The organism is Ramlibacter rhizophilus, assembly GCF_004681965.1.
Lineage (GTDB): Bacteria > Pseudomonadota > Gammaproteobacteria > Burkholderiales > Burkholderiaceae_C > Ramlibacter > Ramlibacter rhizophilus.
This window is the reverse complement of sequence record NZ_SMLL01000003.1, coordinates 18,274-40,839: the sequence shown is the minus strand read 5'-3', so window position 1 is coordinate 40,839 and position 22,566 is coordinate 18,274. Positions and strand designations below refer to the sequence as shown.

Sequence of the window (22,566 nt, the reverse complement as noted above, 5' to 3'; positions counted from 1 at the left end):
GGCCTTCAAAGGTGTGAAGGGATCGGAGCGATCGGCCCGGGGTGCAGCTTTTCAGCGCACCACCAGCGCCACCACCGCGACCAGCACGCTCACCGCCGCCACGCCCAGCGCGATGTTGGCGCGCGTCTCGGACGCGGCCGCCTTCACGGCCATCTGCTGCAGCTGCTCGATGGTCTGCTTGAGCAGCTGCGCCTGCTCGGCCTCCAGCCGCTCGTAGTAGGCCAGGCGCTGCGTCAGCGCCTCGATCTGGTCGGCCGCCGAGCCCTGCACCTCGGGCAGGCGCGGGGGCGCATCGGCCCGCTTGAACAGCTTGCCGGCCGCATCGATCAGCGTCGGCAGGTTGGCGACCAGGACACCCCAGGGAAGAGCCACCGCGCAGCTCCTCTCAGTGCCTGAAGTGGCGCACGCCCGAGAACACCATCGCGACGCCGCGCTCGTCGGCGGCGGCAATCACTTCGGCGTCGCGCATGCTGCCGCCGGGCTGGATCACGCAAGCCGCGCCCGCGTCCACCACCACGTCCAGGCCGTCGCGGAAGGGGAAGAAGGCGTCGCTCGCCACCACGGTGCCCTGCAGCGACAGGCCGGCGTGCTGGGCCTTGATGCTGGCGATGCGCGCCGAGTCCAGGCGCGACATCTGGCCCGCGCCCACGCCGAAGGTCATGCCCTCCTTGCAGAAGACGATGGCGTTGGACTTCACGTACTTCGCCACCTTCCAGGCGAAGAGCAGGTCCTGCAGTTGCTCGGGCGTAGGCTGCCTGCGCGTGACCACCTTCAGGTCGGACAGTTGCAGCTCGTGGTTGTCCGCCGTCTGCATCAAGAGGCCCGAGCCCACGCGCTTGACGTCCATGAAGTTCTGGCCGCGGTCCCAGGGCCGCTCGCCGCCGGGCGGCAGGGCAATCTTCATCAGGCGCACATTGGCCTTGGCCTTGAACACCTCGAGGGCTTCGGGCGTGAAGTCGGTGGCGATCAGCACCTCGACGAACTGCTTGCTCACCGCCTGCGCGGCCGCGCCGTCCAGCGGGCGGTTGAAGGCGATGATGCCGCCGAAGGCCGAGGTGGGATCGGTCTTGAAGGCCTTCTCGTAGGCCTGCAGCGCGCCCTCGGCCACGGCCACGCCGCAGGGGTTGGCGTGCTTGACGATCACGCAGGCCGGCGCGTCGAAACTGCGCACGCACTCCCAGGCCGCATCGGCGTCGGCGATGTTGTTGTACGAGAGCTCCTTGCCCTGCAGCTGCGTGGCGGTCACCAGCGAGCCGGGCGCCGGGTACAGGTCGCGGTAGAAGGCCGCCTGCTGGTGCGGGTTCTCGCCGTAGCGCAGGTCCTGCAGCTTGACGAAGCGGCCATTGGACTGCGCCGGGAACATCGTGCGGCCGCCATCGTCCTGCAGGCTGGAGAGGTAGTCGCTGATGGCCGCGTCGTAGTTGCTGATGCGGTTGAACGCCGCCACCGACAGCGCGAAGCGCAGCTTGTCCGAGAGCTTGCCGTTCGCGCGCAGCTCCTCGAGCACGCCTGCGTACTGCGAGGCGTCGGTGAGCACGCCCACGTCCTTCCAGTTCTTGGCCGCGCTGCGCACCATGGCCGGGCCGCCGATGTCGATGTTCTCGATGGCGTCATCCAGCGTGCAGCCGGGCTTGGCGACCGTGGCCTCGAAGGGGTACAGGTTCACCACCAGCAGGTCGATGGGGGCGATGCCGTGGGCCTCGAGCGCGGCCATGTGCTCGGGCACGTCGCGCCGCGCGAGCAGTCCGCCGTGCACCTTGGGGTGCAAGGTCTTCACGCGGCCGTCGAGCATTTCGGGAAAGCCGGTGAGGTCGGCCACCTCGGTCACCGGCAGTCCGGCGTCCCGCAGCAGGCCGGCAGTGCCGCCGGTGGAGATGAGCTTCACGCCCAGGCCGTGCAGCGCCTGCGCGAATTCGAGCACCCCGGACTTGTCCGAGACGGAGATCAGTGCGTTCATGGTTCTTGTTGTCCGTTCAGAGCAGCTTGTGCTCCAGCAGCTTCTTGCGAAGCGTGTTGCGGTTCAGGCCCAGCCACTCGGCCGCGCGCGACTGGTTGTGGTCGGCCTTGGCCATGACGACTTCCAGCAAAGGCTTCTCCACCACCTTCACCAGCATCTCGTACATGTCGTTCGGTTCGATCCCCCGCAAGTCCCGGAAGTAGCCTTCCAGGCTCGTGCGCACACACTCCTCGATGTGTTTCTTGCTCATGTGTCCTCTGCACCCGTATGGGCTTGTTCTTCAGCGCAGGCCTCCACCGTCCGGGGCAGCCGGTCGGTGAGCTGCGCAAGCTCGTCGAAATACGCCGCCACGGCCCGCGACTGGGCCTGGCATTCCTCGATCCCGTTGATCCGCTCCCTCAAGGCCTCGCCGCCGGGCAAGGCCTTCACATACCAGCCGATGTGCTTGCGTGCGCTGCGCACGCCGGTGAATTCGCCATACAGCGCATAGTGGTCCTGCAGGTGCTCCAGCAGCAGGCGCCGCACCTCGGCCACCAGCGGCGGCGCGAGCAGCGTGCCGGTAGCCAGGTAGTGCGCCACCTCGCGGAAGATCCACGGCCGGCCCTGTGCCGCGCGGCCGATCATCACCGCGTCCGCCCCCGTGGCCTGCAGCACCTCGCGCGCCTTCTGCGGCGAGTCGATGTCGCCATTGGCCACCACGGGCACGCGCACCGCTGCCTTCACTGCCGCGATGGTGTCGTACTCGGCGCGGCCGCGATAGCCCTGCTCGCGCGTGCGGCCATGCACGGTGATCATCTGCACGCCCACGTCCTCGAAGGCGCGCGCCAGCGCCACCGCATTGCGCTGCGCATCGCACCAGCCGGTGCGCATCTTCAGGGTGACGGGCACGCCGCGCGGCGCGCAGGCCTGGACCACCGCCTGCGCGATGGCGACAGCCAGCGGCTCGTCCTGCATCAGGGCCGAACCCGCCCACTTGTTGCACACCTTCTTGGCCGGGCAGCCCATGTTGATGTCGATGATCTGCGCGCCGCGGTCCACGTTGTAGGCCGCGGCCTCGGCCATCATGGCCGCCTCGGTGCCGGCGATCTGCACCGCGATGGGCCCCGGCTCGCCCGTGTGGTCGGCCCGGCGCGAGGTCTTCAGGCTGTTCCACAGCTCGCGGCGCGAGGTGACCATCTCGCTGACCGCATGCCCCGCGCCCAGCCGGCGGCACAACTGCCGGAAAGGCCGGTCGGTCACGCCCGCCATCGGCGCGGCGAACACGGCATTCGCCAGGGTGTAGGGGCCGATGTTCATCGGAAGGGGATGGAGGGCGTGCTGAAAAAAGAGGCACGATTGTAGGCGCTTTGCTTTTTGGCACGCGAAACGCGCTGCGGCTTTTTGAGCGTCGGCATCGGCCTCCCATCGGCCTCGCATCGGGACGCCGGCCGACGCGCCGCCGCAGCAGGGCGTCCCTATACTGCGCGCCGATGGAAGCCTGGATGAACGCGCTGATGGCCTGGATGGCGCTGCCGGAGCACGGGCTGAGCACCCTCTTCCTGGTGTCCTTCATCTCGGCGACGCTGCTGCCCATGGGCTCGGAGCCCGCGCTCTTCGGCCTGCTCAAGATCAACCCCGACCTGTTCTGGCCCGCCATCGGCGTGGCCACGGCGGGCAACACCCTGGGCGGCATGCTGGACTGGTGGCTGGGTTACGGCGCCCACCGCGCGGTGGACAAGTGGAAGCACTCGCACGTGCACCTGAAGGCCCTCGAATGGCTGGAAGGGCTCGGCCCCAAGGCCTGCCTGCTGGCCTGGCTGCCGCTGGTGGGCGATCCGCTGTGCGCCGTGGCCGGCTGGCTCAAGCTGCCTTTCTGGCCCTGCGCCTTCTACATGCTCATAGGCAAGTTCCTGCGCTATCTCACGATGACATGGGTCTTGCTGGAGATGTTTCCGGGGCGGCTGTGAGTCGGGCCTTCAGCGCAATCGCTACAGCACCATCCTCCCGCCCTCCCCCACGCTGCGCCGCAGCCGGATGCGCGCATCCACCGCCAGCACGCCCTGCGCATCGGCCAGCAGCGGGTTGATGTCCAGTTCCGCCAGCGCCGGCAGGTCGGCCGCCATGCGCGAGACGCGCAGGAGCACGTCGATCACGGCCTCGCGGTCGGCGGGCGGGCGGCCGCGGTGGCCGGCGAGCAGGCGCGAGATGCGGGTGCGGTCGATCATCTCGCCGGCGAGTACGCGGTCGATGGGCGGCAGTTCCAAAGCGCGGTCCTGGCGCAGTTCGACGGCGATGCCGCCTTCTCCGAACAGCAGCACGGGGCCGAACACCGCGTCCTGCGCGATGCCCACGATCAGTTCCTGCGCGCCGGGCCGCTCGGCCATCTGCTGCACGACGAAGCCCAGCACCTGCGCCTCGGGCAGTTGCCGCGCCAGCCGCGCGCACATGCCCGCGGCCGCGGCCTCGACTTCCTCGGCCGAGCGCAGGTTCAGCGCCACGCCGCCCACGTCCGACTTGTGCACCACCTGCGGCGAGAGCAGCTTGAGCGCCACCGGCCAGCCCAAGCGCGCCGCCTCGGCCGCGGCCTGCGACGCATTGGCCACGCGCACCGTCGCGAGCGTGGGAATGCCGTAGGCCTGCAGCACCTCGCGCGCCTCGCTCGGGTCCAGCCACTCGCTGCCGCGCGCCAGGGCCGCGGCGATGAGGTCTCCCGCGTGCTCCGACGCCGACGCGGGCAGGTGCGCCCCCGGCCCCAGCGGACGCAGCATGGCCTGCTGGTGGCTGCGGAACTGCGCCCGCTGAAGCCAGGCGGTGGCCGCGCGCTCGGGCGTTCCGTAGCAGGGCACGCCCGCGGCGCGGAACTGCGCCGCGGCCTCGGCCACGACAGGGCCGCCCAGCCAGCAGCCCAGCACCGGCTTGTCGGCCTGCGCGAGCAGCGGCAGGCAGGCGCGTGCAATCTGCGCCGCCGGCACGATGGCGGTGGGGGCGTGCATGAAGAGAACGCCGTCGACCTCGGGGGCCGCGAGCAGCACCTCCAGCGCGGCGCGATAACGCTCCACCGGCGCGTCGCCGATGATGTCCACCGGATTGGCCTGCGGCCAGCCGGCGGGCAGCACCGCATCCAGTGCGCTCACCGTCTGCGGCGACAGCGTCGCCAGCACGCCCGCGCCCGCCAGGGCATCGGCCGCGAGCACGCCGGCGCCGCCGCCGTTGGTCAGCACCGCCAGGCCCGGGCCGCGCCAGGGACTCGCATGCGACAGCGCCTCGGCGGCGTCGAAAAGCGCCTCCAGCGTGTCCACGCGCAGCAGGCCGGCGCGCCGCACGGCCGCATCGAACACCGCGTCCGAGCCGGCCAGCGCGCCGGTGTGCGAGCGCGCCGCCCGCGCGCCTTCAGGTGCGCGGCCTGCCTTGACCACGATCACCGGCTTGCACCGCGCCGCCGCGCGCGCGGCGGCCATGAAGCGCGCCGCCTCGCGCACCGACTCCACGTACATCAGGATGGCGTCCGTGCCCTCTTCCTGCGCCAGCAGCTCCAGCAGGTCGGCGAAGCCGATGTCCGCGCTGTCGCCCAGCGACACGAAGTGCGAGAAACCGATGCCGCGGCCCTGGGCCCAGTCCAGCATGGCGGTGGCCAGCGCACCCGACTGCGTGAGAAAGGCCAGCCGGCCCGGGCTCGCCTGGCCGGGCGCGAAGCTGGCGTTGAGGCCCGCGGCCGGCACCAGCGCGCCGATGCAGTTGGGCCCCAGCACGCGCAGCCCCGCCGGCTTCGCGGCTGCCAGCATGGCCTGCTCGTAGCTCGGCGCGCCGTCGTCCGGGCGGCTGCGCAGACCCGCGGACAGCACGATGGCCGCGCGCGTGCCACGCCGCGCCAGCGCCTGCACGATGCCGGGCACGGCGGGCGCCGGCGTGCAGATCACGGCCAGGTCCGGCACCGCCGGCAGCGCCTCCACGTCCGGGAACGCGGCCACGCCGCCGACGCTGGCGTGGCGCGGATTCACGGGCCACAGCGGCCCGGTGAAGCCGCCTTCGCGCAGGTTGCGCAGGACCACCGCGCCCACGCTCCCAGGACGATCCGAGGCGCCGACGAGGGCGATGCTGGCGGGAGCGAACATTCGGCGCAGGGAATCGAGGCTCATGGACAGGGCGTGTTCAAGGCAGGGCGTGTTCAAGAGGGCCAGCTTAGGCGGCCCGATCGGCGCGGCCTTGAGCTGCGTCAAGCCGGTGGCCACGGCCGCGTTTCCAGAATGCAGGCATTACGTTCGAAGGAGAACCATGATGCTCGAATCCAAGGTCGCCCTGGTGACCGGCGCCGCCTCCGGCATCGGATGCGCCATCGCGCAGGCGTATGTGCACGCCGGCGCCCGCGTGCTGCTGACCGACATGGACGCCGATCGAGGCGAAAGCGCCGCTGCGCGGCTTCGCGAAGGCGGCGGCGAGGCGGTGTTCCTGCGCGCCGACGTCTCGCGCGCCGAGGACTGCCGCGCCAGCGTCGAGGAAGCGGTGCGCCGCTTCGGCCGCCTGGACATCGCCTGCAACAACGCCGGCGTGGGCGGCGATCTCGCGCCCACGGCGGACTACCCGGTGGAGGAATGGCAGCGCGTGATCGGCATCAACCTCACCGGCGTGTTCCTGGGCATGAAGTTCCAGATCCCGGCGCTGCTGGCCACAGGCGGCGGCTCGATCGTGAACGTCGCCTCCATCCTCGGGCAGGTCGGCTTCGCCAATGCACCCGCCTACACGGCGGCCAAGCACGGCGTGCTGGGCCTGACCCGCGCGGCCGCGCTCGAATACGGCACGCAGGGCGTGCGCGTCAACGCGGTAGGACCGGCCTTCATCCACACGCCCATGATCGAGCGGCTGGAGCAGGACCCGGCGACCGAAGAGGCGCTGGTGGCCATGCACCCCATCGGCCGGCTGGGGCAGCCCGAGGAAGTGGCGGAACTGGTGCTGTGGCTCAGCTCGCCCAAGGCTTCGTTCGTGACCGGCAGCTACTACCCGGTGGATGGGGGCTTCCTGGCGAGGTGAGGAGGGCCGCTGTGGACGCGGCGCGCGAGTGCGCATTACAATCCGCCGACTAGTAAGGAGCCCTCCATGGCCGAGTCCACGATCACAGCCAAGGGACAGACGACGGTTCCCGCCGACGTGCGGGCGCTCGTGCATGCCGAGCCGGGCACGCGCCTGCTCTGGTCCGTGATGCCCGACGGAACCATCATCGTCCGCGCCAAGAACAAGTCCATCCGCGACCTGGCCGGCATCGTCAAGCTGCCCAAGGGCCAACACGTGGCCACCGAGAACATGAGTCCCTGGCGGCGCTGATGCCCGCGCTCGACACCAATGTCCTCGTCCGCTACCTGGTTCGCGACGACGGCGCGCAGCTGGCCGCAGCCAAACGGCTCATCGAAGCGTGCATCGCGGCCGACCAGGCGCTGTTCGTTCCTGTGACGGTCACGCTGGAACTCGAGTGGGTGCTGCGCGCAAGCTACGAGCTGGGCAAGGATGAAGTCACCCAGGTACTGGCCAGCCTGCTCGCGGCTGCCGAGTTGACCTTCGAATCGGAACACGCACTGGAAATCGCACTGCAGCTGTATCGCGAGGGACCGGCCGACTTCGCCGACTGCCTCCACGTCGCGCTCGCGGAGCAGGCCGGACAGGCGCCGCTCTATACCTTCGACAAGCGCGCCGCGAAGGTACAAGGCGCACAGGCCGTCGGCGGCTCGGGACGATAAGCGCCCCCTCCCCCTCTGGGGGAGGGCCGGGGTGGGGGCCGCGCGCCGACCGCACCGCTTCTCCCGAGCCCCATCCCGGCCTTCCCCCAGTGGGGGAAGGGGCAAGATGTTCCTACCCCCAGCTCACATCCCCGAACCACGCCTGCACCTCGCCGCCGCTGTTGTCCGTGTCGCTGCCGACGGCCACCGCCGCGACATGCGGCATCTCGCCCGGAAAGGCTTCGGCCCAGTCGCGGCGCAGATTGCGCTCGTGCAGGCGCCACTGGCCGGCGTGCCGGTCGCCGCTGTCCAGGACGACCATGCGCACGCGGTCCGTGAAGGGATTCCAGCCAGTCGTCCCCGCCGGCTGCGCCTGGCCCCACACGTAGCACAGGGCCGCCGCCGGCACGGGCCGGCCCGAGAGCGCACGCGCCGCGCCGATGGCCAGGCGCTCGCCCAGGCCCAGGCGTTCCAGCGGCAGGTCGAAGAGGACGTAGAGGCGCGCCGACCAGTCGTCGCCCGGCTTGTGCCGCAGGTCCGAGGCCGGCAGCGCGTGCGAGACCTTCCAGCGCCAGCGCAGGCGCGCGTCGCCGCCCGGCGGCAGGCGCGCGGAAGCGAGCAAGGACGAGGCCGAGGACCGCGACGTGACTTGCAGCACGCGCTCGCCTTCCTGCAACACCACGGCGTAGTCGTTGGCACGCTCCACGCGCGGCAGCGTCTCGTGGACCCACCCGGGAGGGATTCCGGGCCCCAGCGGTGCGCCGGAGAAAGGCGGCGGGTCCCAGGCCGCCTGGGCGTGCGAGGCGCGCCAGCCGATGGAGGCCAGCGTGACGCTCGCGAGCGCGTGGCGCCGGTTCATGTCACAGCCTCCATGCGTGCCACCGCTGCAGCAGGCGCAGCGCCCAGGCCGGCTGGTGGGCGCGGCGCCACTCGCCCGCCGCGTACTTGTTGGCCTCGGCAAAGGTCGGGTAGGCGTGCAGCGTGCCCAGCACCTTGTTCAGGCCCAGGCCATGCTTCATGGCCAGCACCCACTCGGCGAGCAGCTCGCCGGCATGCGCGCCCACCACCGTGGCCCCGAGGATGCGGTCCTTGCCCGGCACCGTGAGCACCTTCACGAAGCCCTGCGTCTCGCCTTCGGCGATGGCGCGGTCCAGCTCGCCCAACGCATAGCGCGTGACTTCGAAGGGCACGCCCTGCTCGCGCGCCTCGCGCTCGTTCAAACCCACGCGGGCCACCTCCGGGTCAGTGAAGGTCACGGCGGGAATGACGCGCGCATCCACCTTGAAGCGCCGCAGGCTTCCGAAGAGCGCGTTGACGGTGGCGTACCAGGCCTGGTGCGCGGCGGTGTGGGTGAACTGCCAGGGGCCGGCCACGTCCCCCGCCGCGTAGATGTTGGGGTAGAGCGTCTCCAGGTACTCGTTGGCCTGCACCGTGCGCTCGGCCGGGATGCCCAGCTCCTCCAGGCCGTAGCCGGCCAGCCGCGCGCGGCGGCCCACGGCGCAGACCAGCGCATCGAACTCGATGGCGCGCTCGCCGGCTGCGCCGCGCACCCAGAGCCGCTTCTCGTCCCCCTGCCGCTCGCAGCGCAGCGCCTCGTGGCCCGTGAGCACCTGCACGCCGTCGGCCTCCAGCGCCGTGCGCACCAGGGCCGACACCTCGTCGTCCTCGCGCAGCAGCAGGCGTGGCGCCATTTCCACCTGCGTGACCTGCGAGCCCAGCCGCGCCAGGGCCTGCGCCAGCTCGCAGCCGATGGGGCCGCCGCCCAGGATGGCCAGGCGCCGCGGCGGCGCATCCAGGCGCTCGAAGGCCTCCCACATCGTGTCGCTGGTGAGGAAGCCCACCTCCTTCAGCCCGGGCAGCGGCGGCACCAGCGGCTGCGCCCCGGCCGCGATCACCACGCTGCGCGTGGCCAGGCGCCGCACGGGGCCGCCGTCCGAAGGCGTGATCTCCACCGTCCACGGGTCCAGCAGGCGGGCGTGGCCTGCCACCACGTCCGCGCCCAGGCCGGTGTAGCGCGCCACGCTGTCGTGCGGCTCGATGGCGCGGATCACCTCGCGCACGCGCGCCATCACCCGCGCGAAGGAAAAAGTCGGCGCCACCGCTTCGCCGCCCCAGTGCCCGGCGTGGCGCATCTGGTGCGCCAGGCGCGCGCTGCGGATCAGGGTCTTGCTGGGCACGCAGCCGTAGTTGAGGCAGTCGCCGCCCATCTTGTGCGACTCCACCAGCGTGACCTTGGCCTTCAAGGCGGCCGCCAGATACGCCGACACCAGCCCGGCCGCGCCGGCGCCGATCACGACCAGGTTGCGGTCGAAGCGCCGGGGCTTGCGCCCGCGCCAGCGCGCATACACGCGCCGGCGCCGCCAGGCCGCCAGGCCCGCGCGCGCCAGCCAGGGGAAGATCGCCAGCAGCACGAAGGCGCCCAGCACCCGCACGCTCAGAAGGCCGCCCAGCGACTCCACGCTGGCGAGCTGCGTGCCCGCGTTCACGTACACCAGGGTGCCCGGCAGCATGCCCAGCTGGCTCACCGCATAGAAGGTGAGCGCGCGCATCCGGGTCAGTCCCATCAGCAGGTTCACGAGGAAGAAGGGCACCAGCGGCACCAGCCGCAGCGTGAAGAGGTACAGCGCCCCGTCGCGCTGCAGGCCGGCGTCGATCTCACCCAGGCGGCGCCCGAAGCGGGCCTGCACGGCGTCCTGCAGCAGGAAGCGCGCGATCAGGAAGGCCAGCAGCGCCCCCAGGCTGGAGGCAAAGGAGACGATGAGCGTGCCCCACAGCAGGCCGAAGAGCGCGCCGCCCGCGAGCGTGAGCAGCGCCGCCCCCGGCAGCGACAGGCCCGTGACGGCCACGTAGAGCAGGAAGTAGAGCCCGGCCGAGGCCAGCGGGCGGGCCGCCACCTGGGCCTGCAGCCCGGCCTGTGCGCTGCGCAGGGCGTCCAGGCTGAGGTAGCGCCCCGCGTCGAGCGAGAAGAACAGGACGATGGCCGCCAGCAGCAGCAGGACGAGGACGAGTTTGGATCGGCGCATCGGGCACTCATTCGCGGCGGTGCCGCAAAGGTTACCGCCCGGGTAACCTTGCCGCGAGTTTGCCGAATCCACCTTCGCATGAGCGATCCGCACGCCACCCCCGCCCTGCTGGCCGCGCTGTCGGCTGCGCTGGCGCACGCCCGCTCGCCCTGGCAGCACGCCCGCCTGGAGCCCCTTCCCGACAAGGGCCTGGCGCACGAGCACGTCCGGCTCGTCGGCACCGGCCTGCTTGCGCGCATCCCCAAGCAGAGCCAGCTCGGCCTCGCGCCCGAGGCCAACCTGCGCTTCCAGCGGGCCTGCTTCGAACGCGCCTTCGCCTCTGCGCGCACGCCGCGCCTGGCCGCCGTGCTGCCGGTGTCGGGCTGGCTGCCGCGCGGGGCGTTGCTGGTCGAGGAGGTGCCCGGCCACAGCGCGCGCCTGCCCGGCGAGTTGCCCGCCATCGCCGACGCGCTGGCCCGCCTGCACCGCCTGCCCCTGCCCGAGCCGGCTGCGCGCGAGCCGCTGCTCGCACCGGCCGACCCGCTGCAGGCCCTGTGGGAGGAAATCGCGCAGCAGGCGCGCCACCTCGACGCCGCCGCGCTCGCGCCGGCCGTGCGGCGCACGATCAGCGCCCAGCTGGAGCAGCTGCGCGGGCAGCTCGCTCGGACCCCGCGACCGCCGGTGCGCCTCATCGCCTTCGACAGCCACCCCGGCAACTTCCTGGTGCGCGCCGACGGCAGCGCGGTGCTGGTGGACCTGGAGAAATGCCGCTACGGCGCCCCGGGCCTGGACCTGGCGCATGCCACGCTCTACACCTCCACCACCTGGGACCAGGGCAGCCACGCCGTCCTGTCGCCGGGCGAAGTGCTCGCCTTCTACGAAGCCTGGGAAGCGCGCGCCGAAGCGCCCCTGGCCGCCGCCGCGCGGCCCTGGCACGCGCCGCTGCGGCGCGCCATGTGGCTGTGGTCGGTGAGCTGGTGCGCCAAGTGGCGCGTGCTCTCGGATCGCGCGCCCGACCCGCTGGACCGCGGGGAGGACTGGTCGGCCCAGCGCAGCTCCACCGCCCTGGTGGCCCATGTGCGCGAACGCGTGGACCACTACCTCTTGGAAGACGTGGTGCTGCACCTGACGCACGAGTTCGCCGCCCTGGAGGACGCCCTGCGGCCATGAGCGGACCGGACTTCCTGGGCGCGCCCGCCCTCGGCGATCCCCGGGCCGCCGGACTGCGCATCGTCATTCCCGTGCTGGACGAAGCCGCCGCGTTGCCCGCGACCCTGCGGGCCGTGCAGCCCCTGCGTGCGCGCGGCGCCGAGGTGGTGGTGGTCGATGGCGGCAGCACCGACGCCAGCTGGGCCATCGCCTGCCGCCACGCCGACCGCGTGCTCGCTTGCGCGCGGGGCCGCGCCGTGCAGATGAACGCCGGCGCCGCCGGATTCCAGGGCGAGCTGCTCATGTTCCTGCACGCCGACACCCTGCCGCCTGCGGACGCCGACCTGCGCCTGCGCGCCGCGCTGGCCCCGGGCCGGCACTGGGGCCGCTTCGACGTTCGTATCGAGGGCAGGCACCCGCTGCTGCGCGTGGTGCAGGGCCTGATGAACCTGCGCTCGCGCCTGGGCGGCATCGCCACCGGCGACCAGGCCATGTTCGTGCGCCGCAGCGTCTTCGAGCAGCTCGGCGGCTTTACCGCGCAGCCGCTCATGGAAGACGTGGACCTCAGCGCCCGGCTGCTGCGCGCGGTGGGACGGCCGGCCTGCATCGGCAGCCCGGTGCACACCTCGGGGCGCCGCTGGGAGCGCCACGGCGTGCTGCGCACCATTGCGCTCATGTGGTGGCTGCGCGCGCGCCATGCCCTGGGCGCCGATGCGGCGATGCTCGCCCGCGACTACGGCTACGCGCCTGCGCCGCCGCTGCACAGCGCCGCCGTCGCCGTGCTCGCCAAGGCGCCGCTGCCCGGTTTCGCGAAGACGCGCCTCATCCCGCTGCTGGGCGCCGCGCAGGCCGCGCGCGCTCAGCGGCGCCTGCTGGGCACGACCGTGCGCGCGGCGCTGGCCAGCCGGCTCGGTGAGGTGGACCTCTGGTGCGCGCCGTCCACCCATCACCGCAGCTTCCGCGCGCTGTCGCGCGAGCCGCGGGTGCGCCTGCATGCGCAGCCCGAGGGGGACCTCGGCGCGCGCCTGCTCGCGGCCATGCAGCGGCACTTCGAGGAGCGTCCCGCCCTGCCGCTACTGATCGTCGGAACGGACTGCCCGCTACTCTCGCCGGGCCTGCTGCAGGCCGCCGCACGCGTCCTGGGCGACCATGACGCGGTGCTGGTGCCGGCCGAAGACGGCGGCTACGTGCTCGTCGGTATGCGCATCCCCCTGCCGACCTTGTTCGAGCCCGGCATCGCCTGGAGCACGGACGCCGTCGCGGCCCAGACGCGCGAGCGGCTGCGCGCCGGGGGCTGGCGCTGGGCGGAGCTGCCGGCACTGTGGGACGTGGACGAACCGGCCGACTGGCAGCGCTGGCAGGCGCTGCTCACGCTGCACGAACACCCCGCCACCGGAACCCGGCCATGACGCCCACCCCTGACGACGACTGGACCACCGCCCGCCTGGCGCCGCCCACCGGCCCGGTGCGCCTGGTCATCGACACCGACGCCGCCAACGAGATCGACGACCAATTCGCCCTGGCCTGGGCCCTGCGCGCGCCCGAGCGCCTGCGGCTCGAAGCGGTCTATGCGGCGCCCTTTTCCTTCGCGCACCGCCGCGCGCAGTACCCCCGCGCGCCACACGATGCGGCGCCGTTCTGCACGCCCGAGCTCGGCATGCGCCGCAGCCTCGACGAGATCCACCGGGTCTTCTCGCTGCTGGACGCGCCGAGCGGCGGCCGCGTCTTCGCCGGCAGCCCCGGCTACCTGCCGGCTCCCGGCAAGCCGCTGCGCAGCGAGGCCGCCGAGCACCTCGTCGCCCTCGCCCGCGCCACCCCGCCCGGTGAGCCGCTCTATGTCGCGGCCCTGGGCTGCGTCACCAACATCGCCAGCGCCCTGCTGCTCGCACCCGACATCGCCCGGCGCATCGTGGTGGTCTGGACCAGCGGCTACCCCTCGCACGCGCCGCAGGTCAACGACTCCTTCAACCTGGAGCAGGACCTGCCCGCCACGCGCCAGCTGCTGGACAGCGGCGTGCCCCTGGTCTACCTGCCCGGCTTCCACGTGGGCGCACAGCTGCGCCTCTCGCGGGCCGAGGCGGACCGGCACGTACGCGGGCGCGGCCGCATCGGCGACTACCTGCATGCACTCTTCACCGACAACCCCTTGTGGGCGATCACCGGGCGCCCCCGCGCCGACAGCCACAGCTGGGTGATCTGGGACCTCATCTGCATCGCCTGGCTGCTGGAGCCCGCCTGGGTGCCCAGCAGCCTGCTGCGCACCCCGGCCGTGGACGATGCGCTGCGCTGGCAGGCCGCGCCCGGCCGTGCGCTGATGCGCGAGGCCCATGCGGTGGACCGCGACGGCATCTTCAATGACTTCTTCGCGCGGCTGCCCTAGGCCCTCTGTCCACTCCTGGTTGACACCCCGTTGCCCAAGTTGCCCGCTGTTGTGCCGGGCAGCGCCCCGCCGCATGGGTGGGCTGTGGGAGGCTTGTTCCCATTGTCCAGGGAGCATGCATGAAGATCGGACCCGATACCGTGGCCGTGGTCACCGGCGCCAGCGCCGGCGTGGGCCGCGCCATCGCCCAGGAATTCGCGCGCCGCGGCGCCAGCGTCGCACTGCTCGCACGCGAGCCCCAGCGACTGGAACAGGCTCGCGCGGAGATGCTGAGGCTGGGCGCGCGGCAGGCCATCGCCATCGCCTGCGACGTCGCCCATGAAGACCAGGTGGAGGCCGCGGCGGATCGCGCCGAGCGCGAGCTGGGTCCCATCGACGTGTGGATCAACAACGCCATGGTCACCATCGTGGCGCCCGTCAAGCAGATCGAGCCCGAGGAGTTCCGCCGCGTCACCGAGGTGAGCTACCACGGCACCGTGTGGGGCAGCCTGGCCGCGCTCAAGCGCATGCGCCCGCGCAACCGCGGCAGCATCGTGCAGGTGGGCTCGGCCCTGGCCTACCGCTCCATCCCGTTGCAGGCGCCCTACTGCGGGGCCAAGCACGCGGTGCGCGGCTTCACCGAGTCGCTGCGCACCGAGCTGATCTACGAGAACTCGGCCATCCACCTCGGCATGGTCGAGCTGCCCGCGGTGAACACGCCGCAGTTCGAGTGGTGCCGCACCCGCATGTCCGGCCACCCCAAGCCCCTGGGCACCATCTACCAGCCCGAGGTGCCGGCCCGCGCCGTGCTGCAGACCGTGGAGACTGGCCGCCGCGAAACCTACGTGGCCTTCTCCAGCGCCATGGCCATCTGGGGCGACAAGCTCGCCCCCGGGCTGATGGACCACTACCTCGCGCACAAGGCCTACGACGGCCAGCAGATGGACGAGCCCCTGGCCGCCGACCGCAAGGACAACCTCTTCGATCCGGTGCCAGGCGACTTCTCGGCGCACGGCCGCTTCGACGCGGAGGCCAGCCCGCACAGCACCAGCCAGCGCATGAACCTGCACCTGCCCTGGCTGCTGCCCTGCGCGGCCGGCCTGCTGGCCCTCACGCTGGTGGCCGCCGGCACCGCCGCCGGCGTGCGCCGGCGTTGACCCCTTCGCGTCTTCCAAGGACCCCCATGCCCACCCTCAGCTCCCTCCTGGGCGAAGAGCCCCAGGCCTTGCGCTACTACCTGCAGGAAGGCGCGGACGACGCACTCACGCTGCGGCGCGCCACCATCGTCGTCTCGCTCCTGGGCATCGCGGCCATGGCCGCCACCACCCTGCTGCAGACCGGCGTGGTGAAGAACCTGCCCGATCCACCGCGCGGCAACTTCCACACCCGCCAGGTGAACTCCTCGCCGGAGGCCTACAGCTACGGCGGCCCCGACAGCCCCATCGCCATCACCACCCACGGCGTCAACATGGTGCTGGCCTCCATGGGCGGCTGGGACCGGCCCGCGCGCCATCCCTGGCTGCCGCTGCTGGCCACGCTGTTCGCCGGCGCGCAGGCCGTCACCGCCGCGCGCTACCTCTTCTGGCAGATGCCCAAGGTGGACAAGGCCTGGTGCCCCTACTGCATCGTCGATGCGCTCACGCACTTCGCCACCGTCGGCCTCACGCTGCCCGAATCGCGTGCGGCCCTGCGGCGGGTTCTGTCGCAACGCACGCTGCGCGGGGAGAGCTGATGAGCGTCGTCCGGCGGCTCGGCGCCCACCTGCCGGCGCTGGCGCTGGGCGCCGTCTTCGTCGCGCTGCTGGTATCCGAACGCCGGCGTCCGCTGCGCGCGCGCAGCGCGCCCGAGCCGCCGCGCCTGGCCGCCAACCTCGCCACCGGCGCGGCGGCCGCCCTGACGGTCGCCCTGGCCGAGGAACCGGTGGTCCAGCGCCTGGCGCGCGAAGTGGAGCGGCGCCGCTGGGGCCTGCTGCCGCGCCTAGGCCTGCCCGCGCCGGCCGCCACCGCCCTGGGCCTGGCGCTCATGGACTACACGCTCTTTCTCTGGCACATCCTGCTGCACAGGAGCGACACGCTCTGGCGCTGGCACCGCTACCACCACGCCGACCCCGACCTGGACACCGGTACCGCCTTGCGCTTCCACCCCATGGAGCTGCTCTGGTCCGTGCCCTGGCGCGCGGGGCAGGTCCTGCTGATCGGCACCTCGCCCGCGCTGCTGAAGTTGTGGGGACAGCTCACGCTGGCCGAGGTCATGTTCCAGCACAGCAACCTGCGCCTGCCGCCGCCGCTGGAGCGGGCGCTGTCCCGCGTCATCGTCACCCCGGCCCTGCACGGGCTGCACCACGCCAACCGCGAAGCCCTGCAGCGCTCCAACCTCTCCAGCGGGCTCACCGTGTGGGACCGGCTGCACGGCAGCTACCGGCCCGCCGAGGCGCCGCAGCATGTGACCATCGGCCTGCCGGTGGACGCAGGCTGAACGCGGCCTCAGCGAACCTCTTCCCGGAAGCCGCGTCCATCCGGCACGCGCCCCAGCCGATGCTGCGCCAGGATCCACAAGCCGCGCGCCGTCGTGCGCCAGACCCCCAGCTGCAGGAAGCGCCGCGCACCGGTCGTCGCCACGGGCGCGAGCAGCCGCCCGCGCGCATGGCGGCGCAAGCGCTCGCAGAACATCACGTCCTCCAGCACCGGCACCTCGGGAAAGCCCCCCACGCGCTCGAAGAGTTCGCGCGTGACAAAGATGCCGTGGTCGCCGTAATAGATGCGGCCAATGCGGCAGGACAGGTTGTGCCCCCAGGACACCAGGCGCAGCCGCCAGTCCGGGTGGTCGAAGCGGTGCGTGAAGGCCCCCGCCTGCAGCCCCGCCGCCACGGCGCGTTCCAGCGCCAGGAGCGCGCCGGGTTCGAGTCGCGTGTCCACGTGCAGGAAGAGGAACACGGACCCGCGCGCGACGGCGGCGGCTGCATTCATCTGCACGCCGCGTCCGGGCGCGCTGCGCACGCAGCGCACACCGGGCAGGGCCTGCGCGATCTCCAAGGTGCCATCGGTGCTGCCGCCATCGGCCAGCAGCAACTCGAAGTCCCCAGCCTGCGCGCGCAAGGCTTCCACCGCCTCACGCACGAGCGCCGCTTCGTTCCGCAGGGGCACGATCACGCTGATCACCCGGCCATGATAGGTGCGCCATGCTGAAGCCGCAGGCCCTGCGGCCGCTGCTCGCGGCCATGGTGCGGGCCGAGGAGCTCTCGCGTGACGTCGCCCTGGCACAGGCGCTCATCGCGCCACCGCCGCTCGCGCCCGTGCTCGCACGGCAGGGCCGGCAGGAAGCCCTGCATGCCCTTACTTTTCGTCGCGTCCTGCAATGCCTTCCGGGGAACGCCCCGTGTCCACCCGCGCTCGTACAGGTCATGGACGCGTGGCAGGCGCGGCTCATGGACGACGTTCAGGCCGGTCGGCTCGCTGCCTCGCTGCTGGGCCTGCAGTGCGTGCTGGAAGGGCTGGCCTGTGCAGCCTTGGCGCCTCCACCCGGCGAGCTGGCCCGCATGGCCGACGCCTGGGTACCGCTGCGGCCGCTGGTGCTCCACCAGGAAATGGCGCACCGGAAGCTGGGCACGACCTGGGTGGCGCGACTCGCGCCCGCCGATGGCGCCGAGCTGCGAAGCGCCCGCGCGGACTACGTCGCCCTGGGCGGCGAGTTGCTGGAAGCCGGGCTGAGCTCGCTGGACTGCCTGGCGGCCGACGCGGACCACTACCGCGCGGCCGTGCGCCGTGAACTGGCCGGGGCCTGCCCCGGCATTCCCGATGGACACCCGACTCCAAGGAGGTTGTGAATGGCAAGCGACTACGACACCCGCACCGATGCCCGCTCCGATGTGCCGCCCCACCCGCACGCGGCCCCGGGCGGCGCAAGGCACGTGGAGATCATCGACGTGCGCCACACCACCTGGTGGGGCTCGGCCGCGTGGGCCGGGGTCATCGCCGGCGTGGTCTTCGCTGTGCTTCAGATGACGCTCACCGCCACGCTGCTGGGCGGCAGCTTCTGGGGACCGCTGCAGATGATCGCGGCCATCCTCATGGGCCCGGACGTGCTGCCCGCGGTGGCCGACATGACGCTGAGCATCATGGTGGTGGGCCTGCTGATCCACTTCGGCCTGTCCATCATCTACGGACTCATCATCGGCGCCATCGTGCATGCGATGACGCTCGGCCCGGCGCTGCTGGTGGGCGGCCTGTTCGGCCTGATCGCCCAGTACCTGCTCAACTTCTACGTGCTCGCACCCGCGCTCTTCCCCTGGTTCGTGGAGGCCACGCACTGGGTCAGCTGGCTCAACCACGTGATCTTCGGTCTGGTGGCAGCGGGGGTGTACATCACGCTGCGTGACCGGCGCGTGCACCGGGCGCCGGAGATGTGAGGCCCGGGAGCAGCGCCGGCACGCCGTACACATGGTCCATCAGCTCCCGGGGACTGTCAAAGCGGCGCGCCACCCGCTTCTCGCCGTAGCGCTTCGCCAGCTTGCCGAAGGGCTCGCCCTTCTGGGCTTGGTGGAGCAGGTAGGGCGCCCATCTTCTTCGCTCCTGCGCCGTGACCAGCTCATGGCTGTGCGGGATCGTCGCGGCCTGCGCGCTGACGCCGCGGAACGTACCGGCCCACCGGACATTCCCCGCACCCGGCTCGCTCAGGCGTACCAGTTCAAACCCCGCGCAACGCAGCACGTTCTGCAGGGACCCGGGCGTCAAATACAGCGTATGGGCCTTGAAGAACATGTACTTCGGTGAGGTGAAGCGGGTGGCATCGGGCACTTCGATAAAAAGGATGCCGTCCTCCTTGAGGCACGCGCCGATCCTCCTCAGCGCACTGACGGGGTCCGCGAGATGCTCCAGCACGTGGAACATCGTGACCAGGTCGAAGCTTTTCCCGGCGTGCGCCTGGAGGGTGCTGCTCAGGGAGCCGTTCGCGACCTGGAGGCCCATCGACTGTGCGTATTCGGCGTAACCACGGTGGGGTTCGACGCCATGCGCGTCGTGGCCCTTGTGAACCATCAGGCTCACGAACTCGCCACTGCTGGACCCGATGTCCAGAGTTCTCAGACTCGGCCCGTTTTCGCGCAGCAACTGCCTGTGCAGCAGCCACTGGTATCTGTCGAGCGCGTTGCGCGCCGCCCTGAGCACGTAATGCATCCTGGGTTGCTCGCAACCCTTGTAGGCCTGCCGGTAGCGGCTTTCGTACCACTGCTCCAGTTCGCTTTCGGTGGGCATGGGATCGATCCGGCCGAGCCCGCAGCCATTGCACGAAACCGTCAGCAGCTTCTCGTCGGTTTTCCCGTCGATGGTGGACACGAGAATGCCCTCGAAAGCGCCGCAACAGGGGCAGGGTGTTTGGGCGGTGAAGGGGCTGTACGCTTGTTCTTGGTTCATTGTCGAGTGGCCAGAGGTCGGCTAGGCGACGCTCGTTTTGATGTACGAGGCAAGGACTAGTTTGCCGACGACCACTCCAACTTGATAACTACTTTTTGTTGTTGAGCTTGAACGGGGTACTCCGTCCGCCAGTTCACGAATTCCTATGGGAGTTCAGCAGCACCGGATGGGCTCGGGTTCACTGCGCGCCAGCGGCAACAAGCCACGCAGAAACTTGTCGCTGCAGCGGCACCATCACGGCAAAGGCGAAGATCACTGCCGAGCCTTCGCTCCTGCTCTGATCGAGCTGATCCGCCACCACGTCAACGAAGCGAAAGCGACCGCTGACAGCAGCCCGATGCTGAATACGCTTAGCAAATAGGGCGAGACCTGCAAGAAGGAAGGTTTCGTCCAGGTTCCGGACACGGCCCACACAACTCCGGGCTCTACAAGGTACTTCAAGAGGATTATTGAAGTGCCTAGCAGTGCAATCATTGCACACCAACACCAGAGGAACCGTGCGATCAAACACTTAATCAAAGCAGCCAATCCTTTCCCTCGTGATTGCTCCGCATACACCCTACCGTCACTTCCATTCAACACCCGCAGCGTTAGCTAAGTATTGTCTGCACTGAATTCAACAACAACAGCACTGATCCGATAGCAGCGGCATCGAACGCGATGCATGCAAATACCCTGAGAGGCCGTGCCCCGGGTTCAAGGATTAGAAGCGTGCTGTGTCGTTCAGTAGCCCTACGAGTACTCCGACAAGCTGATGGCGCCAGTACAGAGTCGCCGCCGCCAACACAAGAACCGGCACAACCAACGTGCCGAAGGCAAGTGCAGCGTATACGAGGGGCGGTCTTTGGCTGGCCAACCAGTTCTGCCAAGCGAGGGGCCCGCCAGTGAACAGGCCTGCCGTTACGCCGAAAACGAAGTAGCGCACCCAGGCTTGGGGCGAAATAGAAGCCGTAAGCGCCTCCCAGGACCAGAAGTTCCCGCTCGTAAACGAGTCCGCATGCACAACGGCGTAGCCGACAACCGGAACCAGCATCACGAGAAGGACAGTTCCGAAGAAGTAGATTGCAAAGATTTCAACCCACAGTCGAAAAGTCGGTGCAATCATCTACTTTCCTTGCCGGCCGTCAATTGCACCCGAGGCCCGCGCTCCAAGATACTCTTGAACGCCGCTGGCTGCGGCATTCCCAGCTGCCGTGGGAACGCTGCTTTGCCCGTTCCATCGAGTCAGACCCAACGGTCCAGCGGTCACCCAATCAGGCTTCCACCACGGATCCGTCCGGACCCGAACAAGTGATTCGATTCCCTTTCCTGCGCTGTACCCGACAGCCGTTCCAACCACAGCGCCCGCAACGGGGCCGTTCCAGTGCTCAAGGTTTCGTGAACCGATTCGAGCGCCGCTGGAGACTAGCCGGCCTGCTGTGGCCGGGAATTGCGGTTGTATCGCTACCAAACCGACGTAGCCGCGGTACAACGGCACCAATACCCCAAAGACAAGCGCAAGCACCACCAAGTTAAGGAGTGCGCAGGTCACGAGTTTCCTGATGTGGTTCCCGGCGTTAGAGCTGTAATACTCAAGCGAGATCAGAACCGTCGCCATCATCAAGCCGCCCGAGACTGAAAAGAAAAGCACAAAGAATACTCCGCCTATGGCGAGAATGCTCCGGACTTCCAGCGCAAACAACTCCAGCGCCGGTCGAGCGAGATACTCGATCATCAGGAGCAATATGACCAATGCAACACTGAGAACGACCCCCATCGATATGAATCGACGCAGCCAGTATAGAAAAGCGTTCATTTCCCCTACCTCGCCTGCAACCCATTAGTTGCATTACTCGTCAAGGCACCTCCGCTGTTGATAAAGACAATCGAAGTAAGGCCCTGAACAGCGCCGCCTCCGCCTGTAAGACGTCCCCGTGCTGCAGCGCCGCTTCGAGCAACCACAGGCGCATGCGCGATGGGTATTTCCCCGAACGCTTCATGCAGGAGCGTGAGGTAGAACAGGTCGCTCAGGTTGAGGGGGCTGTCGTGGCTGAAAGTGAAGCTGCCCTGGAACTTGCCAGTGCTGCGTGTGCCGCTGTCATCGGCAGTGGCCGAGATTCGCAGCGGCATGGGCTGGCGGTGCGCGATGAGCAGATCGCTCGTGCCAGGCTCCTGGCCGGGTGCAATCTCGACGTCCACCTCGGCACTCGGTGCGCGCTGGAAGTTCTCCAGCGCCTGCTCGACGTCGCGCAGGTTGAGCACCTCACCGGAGCTGGCCGGCACGGTATTCCACCGGCTCGCCCGCTCGCCGGTGCCGTCGGTAAAACGAACGGCACCGACGCGCCCCGGCAGCAGCGTGAGTACCAGCGCGCCGGTCTGCAGGTTCTGGGGACCGGCCATCACGCGGCTCGTCACATAACCTGCGGCGACCAGCGCATGCTGCAGGCGGTCGATGACGATCTGGATCCCCTGCGTACCCAGACAGCGCCCGATGACCGGATCGGGTGGGGCCAGCTGCAGGTGCCCGTCGGCATGCCCGAGCAGCCAGCTGAAACGCTCGTGCAACTCGCCCTCCAGGCGGAGGGTATCGATGGGAAAGCAGGGCGCTTCTTCAGGTGGGATCCTGCGCGCGGTGTGATGTCCGTCCGGCTGCAGATGCACCTCGGGGCGCGGCTCGAGTCGCTGTCGCTGCTGGGCCGCACGCTCGGTGGCGCGGCGCTGCTGCTCTGTCGCGCTGGCTTCTGGCGTCTGCGCCGGTGCCGTCGCACCCGCAATGCAGGCGCACAAGGCAAGAACGAGGCGAAACGCCTGCCGGATCCGCAGTAGTAGAAACATTGCTCGCTTCTGGAAAAGCGAGCGATTCTACGGAGCTGCTAATACTTAGACATTCTCGATCCTGTCGAAGCTAGCAGCTTGTATCACCTGAGTCGTACTTACTCCACCGGCGGCGGCGTCGGCAATGGCCCGCGCGGCGGCTGCGGGTCGGGGCCCAAGGGTGGCTTCGGTTGGGGGGGAATGGACGGCTCGG

General features: G+C 70.2%; 25 protein-coding genes. 13 read left to right on the top strand and 12 right to left on the bottom strand.

All coding sequences use genetic code 11. From position 1 onward, the window contains the following. Positions 1–51: 51 nt before the first annotated feature. From EZ242_RS06610 to dusB, 4 genes are read right to left on the bottom strand one after another with little or no spacing between them, the layout of a single operon-like run. Entirely contained in the window at positions 52–372 is a 321-nt protein-coding gene (locus EZ242_RS06610) for a hypothetical protein (RefSeq protein WP_135284358.1), read from the bottom strand. 13 nt (positions 373–385) lie between these two features. Then, positions 386–1,957, bottom strand: coding sequence for a bifunctional phosphoribosylaminoimidazolecarboxamide formyltransferase/IMP cyclohydrolase (gene purH, locus EZ242_RS06605; protein WP_135284357.1), 1,572 nt, complete (start codon positions 1,955–1,957; stop codon positions 386–388). A gap of 16 nt (positions 1,958–1,973) precedes the next feature. Further along, complete coding sequence (locus tag EZ242_RS06600) at positions 1,974–2,207, bottom strand: Fis family transcriptional regulator (protein WP_135284356.1); 234 nt, start codon at positions 2,205–2,207, stop codon at positions 1,974–1,976. Continuing rightward, a complete protein-coding gene (gene dusB, locus EZ242_RS06595) occupies positions 2,204–3,253 on the bottom strand; it encodes a tRNA dihydrouridine synthase DusB (RefSeq protein ID WP_135284355.1) in 1,050 nt (349 codons plus the stop codon). The genes EZ242_RS06600 and dusB overlap by 4 nt, the downstream gene beginning before the upstream one ends. Before the next feature lie 173 nt (positions 3,254–3,426). On the opposite strand from dusB, the gene EZ242_RS06590 reads away from it, so the two are divergent. Beyond that, entirely contained in the window at positions 3,427–3,903 is a 477-nt protein-coding gene (locus EZ242_RS06590) for a YqaA family protein (protein ID WP_135284354.1), read from the top strand. A 21-nt stretch (positions 3,904–3,924) separates the two neighbouring features. Here the strand turns inward: EZ242_RS06590 and EZ242_RS06585 are convergent, their stop codons facing one another. Beyond that, entirely contained in the window at positions 3,925–6,072 is a 2,148-nt protein-coding gene (locus tag EZ242_RS06585; RefSeq protein WP_135284353.1) for an acetate--CoA ligase family protein, read from the bottom strand. A gap of 139 nt (positions 6,073–6,211) precedes the next feature. Between EZ242_RS06585 and EZ242_RS06580 the strand changes: the two genes are divergently transcribed. From EZ242_RS06580 to EZ242_RS06570, 3 genes are all read left to right on the top strand, one after another. Beyond that, a complete protein-coding gene (locus EZ242_RS06580) occupies positions 6,212–6,961 on the top strand; it encodes an SDR family NAD(P)-dependent oxidoreductase (RefSeq protein ID WP_135284971.1) in 750 nt (249 codons plus the stop codon). Positions 6,962–7,027: 66 nt separating this feature from the next. Beyond that, positions 7,028–7,252 (top strand): AbrB/MazE/SpoVT family DNA-binding domain-containing protein, encoded by a 225-nt coding sequence (locus tag EZ242_RS06575; RefSeq protein WP_135284352.1) that lies wholly within the window; start codon positions 7,028–7,030, stop codon positions 7,250–7,252. Then, complete coding sequence (locus EZ242_RS06570) at positions 7,252–7,662, top strand: PIN domain-containing protein (protein ID WP_135284351.1); 411 nt, start codon at positions 7,252–7,254, stop codon at positions 7,660–7,662. The genes EZ242_RS06575 and EZ242_RS06570 overlap by 1 nt, the downstream gene beginning before the upstream one ends. Before the next feature lie 112 nt (positions 7,663–7,774). Here the strand turns inward: EZ242_RS06570 and EZ242_RS06565 are convergent, their stop codons facing one another. Further along, the gene (locus EZ242_RS06565) at positions 7,775–8,500 is read right to left on the bottom strand and encodes a DUF3047 domain-containing protein (protein WP_135284350.1); all 726 of its coding nucleotides are present in this window, start codon (positions 8,498–8,500) and stop codon (positions 7,775–7,777) included. A gap of 1 nt (position 8,501) precedes the next feature. Then, positions 8,502–10,664, bottom strand: coding sequence for an FAD-dependent oxidoreductase (locus EZ242_RS06560; RefSeq protein WP_135284349.1), 2,163 nt, complete (start codon positions 10,662–10,664; stop codon positions 8,502–8,504). A gap of 78 nt (positions 10,665–10,742) precedes the next feature. Here EZ242_RS06560 and EZ242_RS06555 point away from each other — a divergent pair, with 78 nt between their 5' ends. The 6 genes from EZ242_RS06555 to EZ242_RS06530 all read left to right on the top strand — a co-directional run bounded on the left by EZ242_RS06555 (position 10,743) and on the right by EZ242_RS06530 (position 16,626). Next, positions 10,743–11,813, top strand: a complete 1,071-nt coding sequence (locus EZ242_RS06555) for a phosphotransferase (RefSeq protein WP_135284348.1) — start codon at positions 10,743–10,745, stop codon at positions 11,811–11,813. Next, positions 11,810–13,201, top strand: a complete 1,392-nt coding sequence (locus EZ242_RS22355) for a TIGR04283 family arsenosugar biosynthesis glycosyltransferase (RefSeq protein WP_240787011.1) — start codon at positions 11,810–11,812, stop codon at positions 13,199–13,201. The genes EZ242_RS06555 and EZ242_RS22355 overlap by 4 nt, the downstream gene beginning before the upstream one ends. After that, positions 13,198–14,172, top strand: coding sequence for a nucleoside hydrolase (locus tag EZ242_RS06545; protein ID WP_135284347.1), 975 nt, complete (start codon positions 13,198–13,200; stop codon positions 14,170–14,172). The genes EZ242_RS22355 and EZ242_RS06545 overlap by 4 nt, the downstream gene beginning before the upstream one ends. A 119-nt stretch (positions 14,173–14,291) precedes the next feature. Beyond that, positions 14,292–15,308 (top strand): SDR family oxidoreductase, encoded by a 1,017-nt coding sequence (locus EZ242_RS06540; protein WP_135284346.1) that lies wholly within the window; start codon positions 14,292–14,294, stop codon positions 15,306–15,308. A 26-nt stretch (positions 15,309–15,334) separates the two neighbouring features. Further along, on the top strand, positions 15,335–15,883 hold the full coding sequence (locus EZ242_RS06535; protein WP_135284345.1) for a vitamin K epoxide reductase family protein: 549 nt from the start codon (positions 15,335–15,337) through the stop codon (positions 15,881–15,883). Continuing rightward, positions 15,883–16,626 (top strand): sterol desaturase family protein, encoded by a 744-nt coding sequence (locus tag EZ242_RS06530; RefSeq protein ID WP_135284344.1) that lies wholly within the window; start codon positions 15,883–15,885, stop codon positions 16,624–16,626. The genes EZ242_RS06535 and EZ242_RS06530 overlap by 1 nt, the downstream gene beginning before the upstream one ends. Positions 16,627–16,634: 8 nt before the next feature. Here the strand turns inward: EZ242_RS06530 and EZ242_RS06525 are convergent, their stop codons facing one another. Then, complete coding sequence (locus EZ242_RS06525; RefSeq protein ID WP_167784677.1) at positions 16,635–17,309, bottom strand: TIGR04283 family arsenosugar biosynthesis glycosyltransferase; 675 nt, start codon at positions 17,307–17,309, stop codon at positions 16,635–16,637. Positions 17,310–17,329: 20 nt separating this feature from the next. Between EZ242_RS06525 and EZ242_RS21960 the strand changes: the two genes are divergently transcribed. Both EZ242_RS21960 and EZ242_RS06515 read left to right on the top strand, forming a co-directional pair. After that, the gene (locus tag EZ242_RS21960; RefSeq protein WP_167784676.1) at positions 17,330–17,974 is read left to right on the top strand and encodes a hypothetical protein; all 645 of its coding nucleotides are present in this window, start codon (positions 17,330–17,332) and stop codon (positions 17,972–17,974) included. Beyond that, positions 17,975–18,556 carry a hypothetical protein gene (locus tag EZ242_RS06515; protein ID WP_135284341.1) on the top strand — a complete coding sequence of 194 codons (582 nt, stop codon included), beginning with the start codon at positions 17,975–17,977 and terminating at the stop codon, positions 18,554–18,556. On the opposite strand, the gene EZ242_RS06510 is transcribed toward EZ242_RS06515, so the two are convergent. Beyond that, entirely contained in the window at positions 18,513–19,481 is a 969-nt protein-coding gene (locus tag EZ242_RS06510; protein WP_167784675.1) for a class I SAM-dependent methyltransferase, read from the bottom strand. The two genes, EZ242_RS06515 and EZ242_RS06510, sit on opposite strands and share 44 nt — an antisense overlap. Positions 19,482–19,704: 223 nt before the next feature. On the opposite strand from EZ242_RS06510, the gene EZ242_RS21955 reads away from it, so the two are divergent. After that, positions 19,705–19,920, top strand: coding sequence for a hypothetical protein (locus EZ242_RS21955; RefSeq protein WP_167784674.1), 216 nt, complete (start codon positions 19,705–19,707; stop codon positions 19,918–19,920). Positions 19,921–20,262: 342 nt separating this feature from the next. Here EZ242_RS21955 and EZ242_RS06500 read toward each other — a convergent pair whose 3' ends face one another. From EZ242_RS06500 to EZ242_RS06490, 3 genes are read right to left on the bottom strand one after another with little or no spacing between them, the layout of a single operon-like run. Then, a complete protein-coding gene (locus EZ242_RS06500) occupies positions 20,263–20,664 on the bottom strand; it encodes a hypothetical protein (RefSeq protein WP_135284338.1) in 402 nt (133 codons plus the stop codon). Continuing rightward, complete coding sequence (locus tag EZ242_RS06495; RefSeq protein WP_135284337.1) at positions 20,665–21,354, bottom strand: hypothetical protein; 690 nt, start codon at positions 21,352–21,354, stop codon at positions 20,665–20,667. Positions 21,355–21,359: 5 nt separating this feature from the next. After that, positions 21,360–22,373 (bottom strand): POTRA domain-containing protein, encoded by a 1,014-nt coding sequence (locus tag EZ242_RS06490; RefSeq protein WP_135284336.1) that lies wholly within the window; start codon positions 22,371–22,373, stop codon positions 21,360–21,362. Positions 22,374–22,566 lie beyond the last annotated feature (193 nt).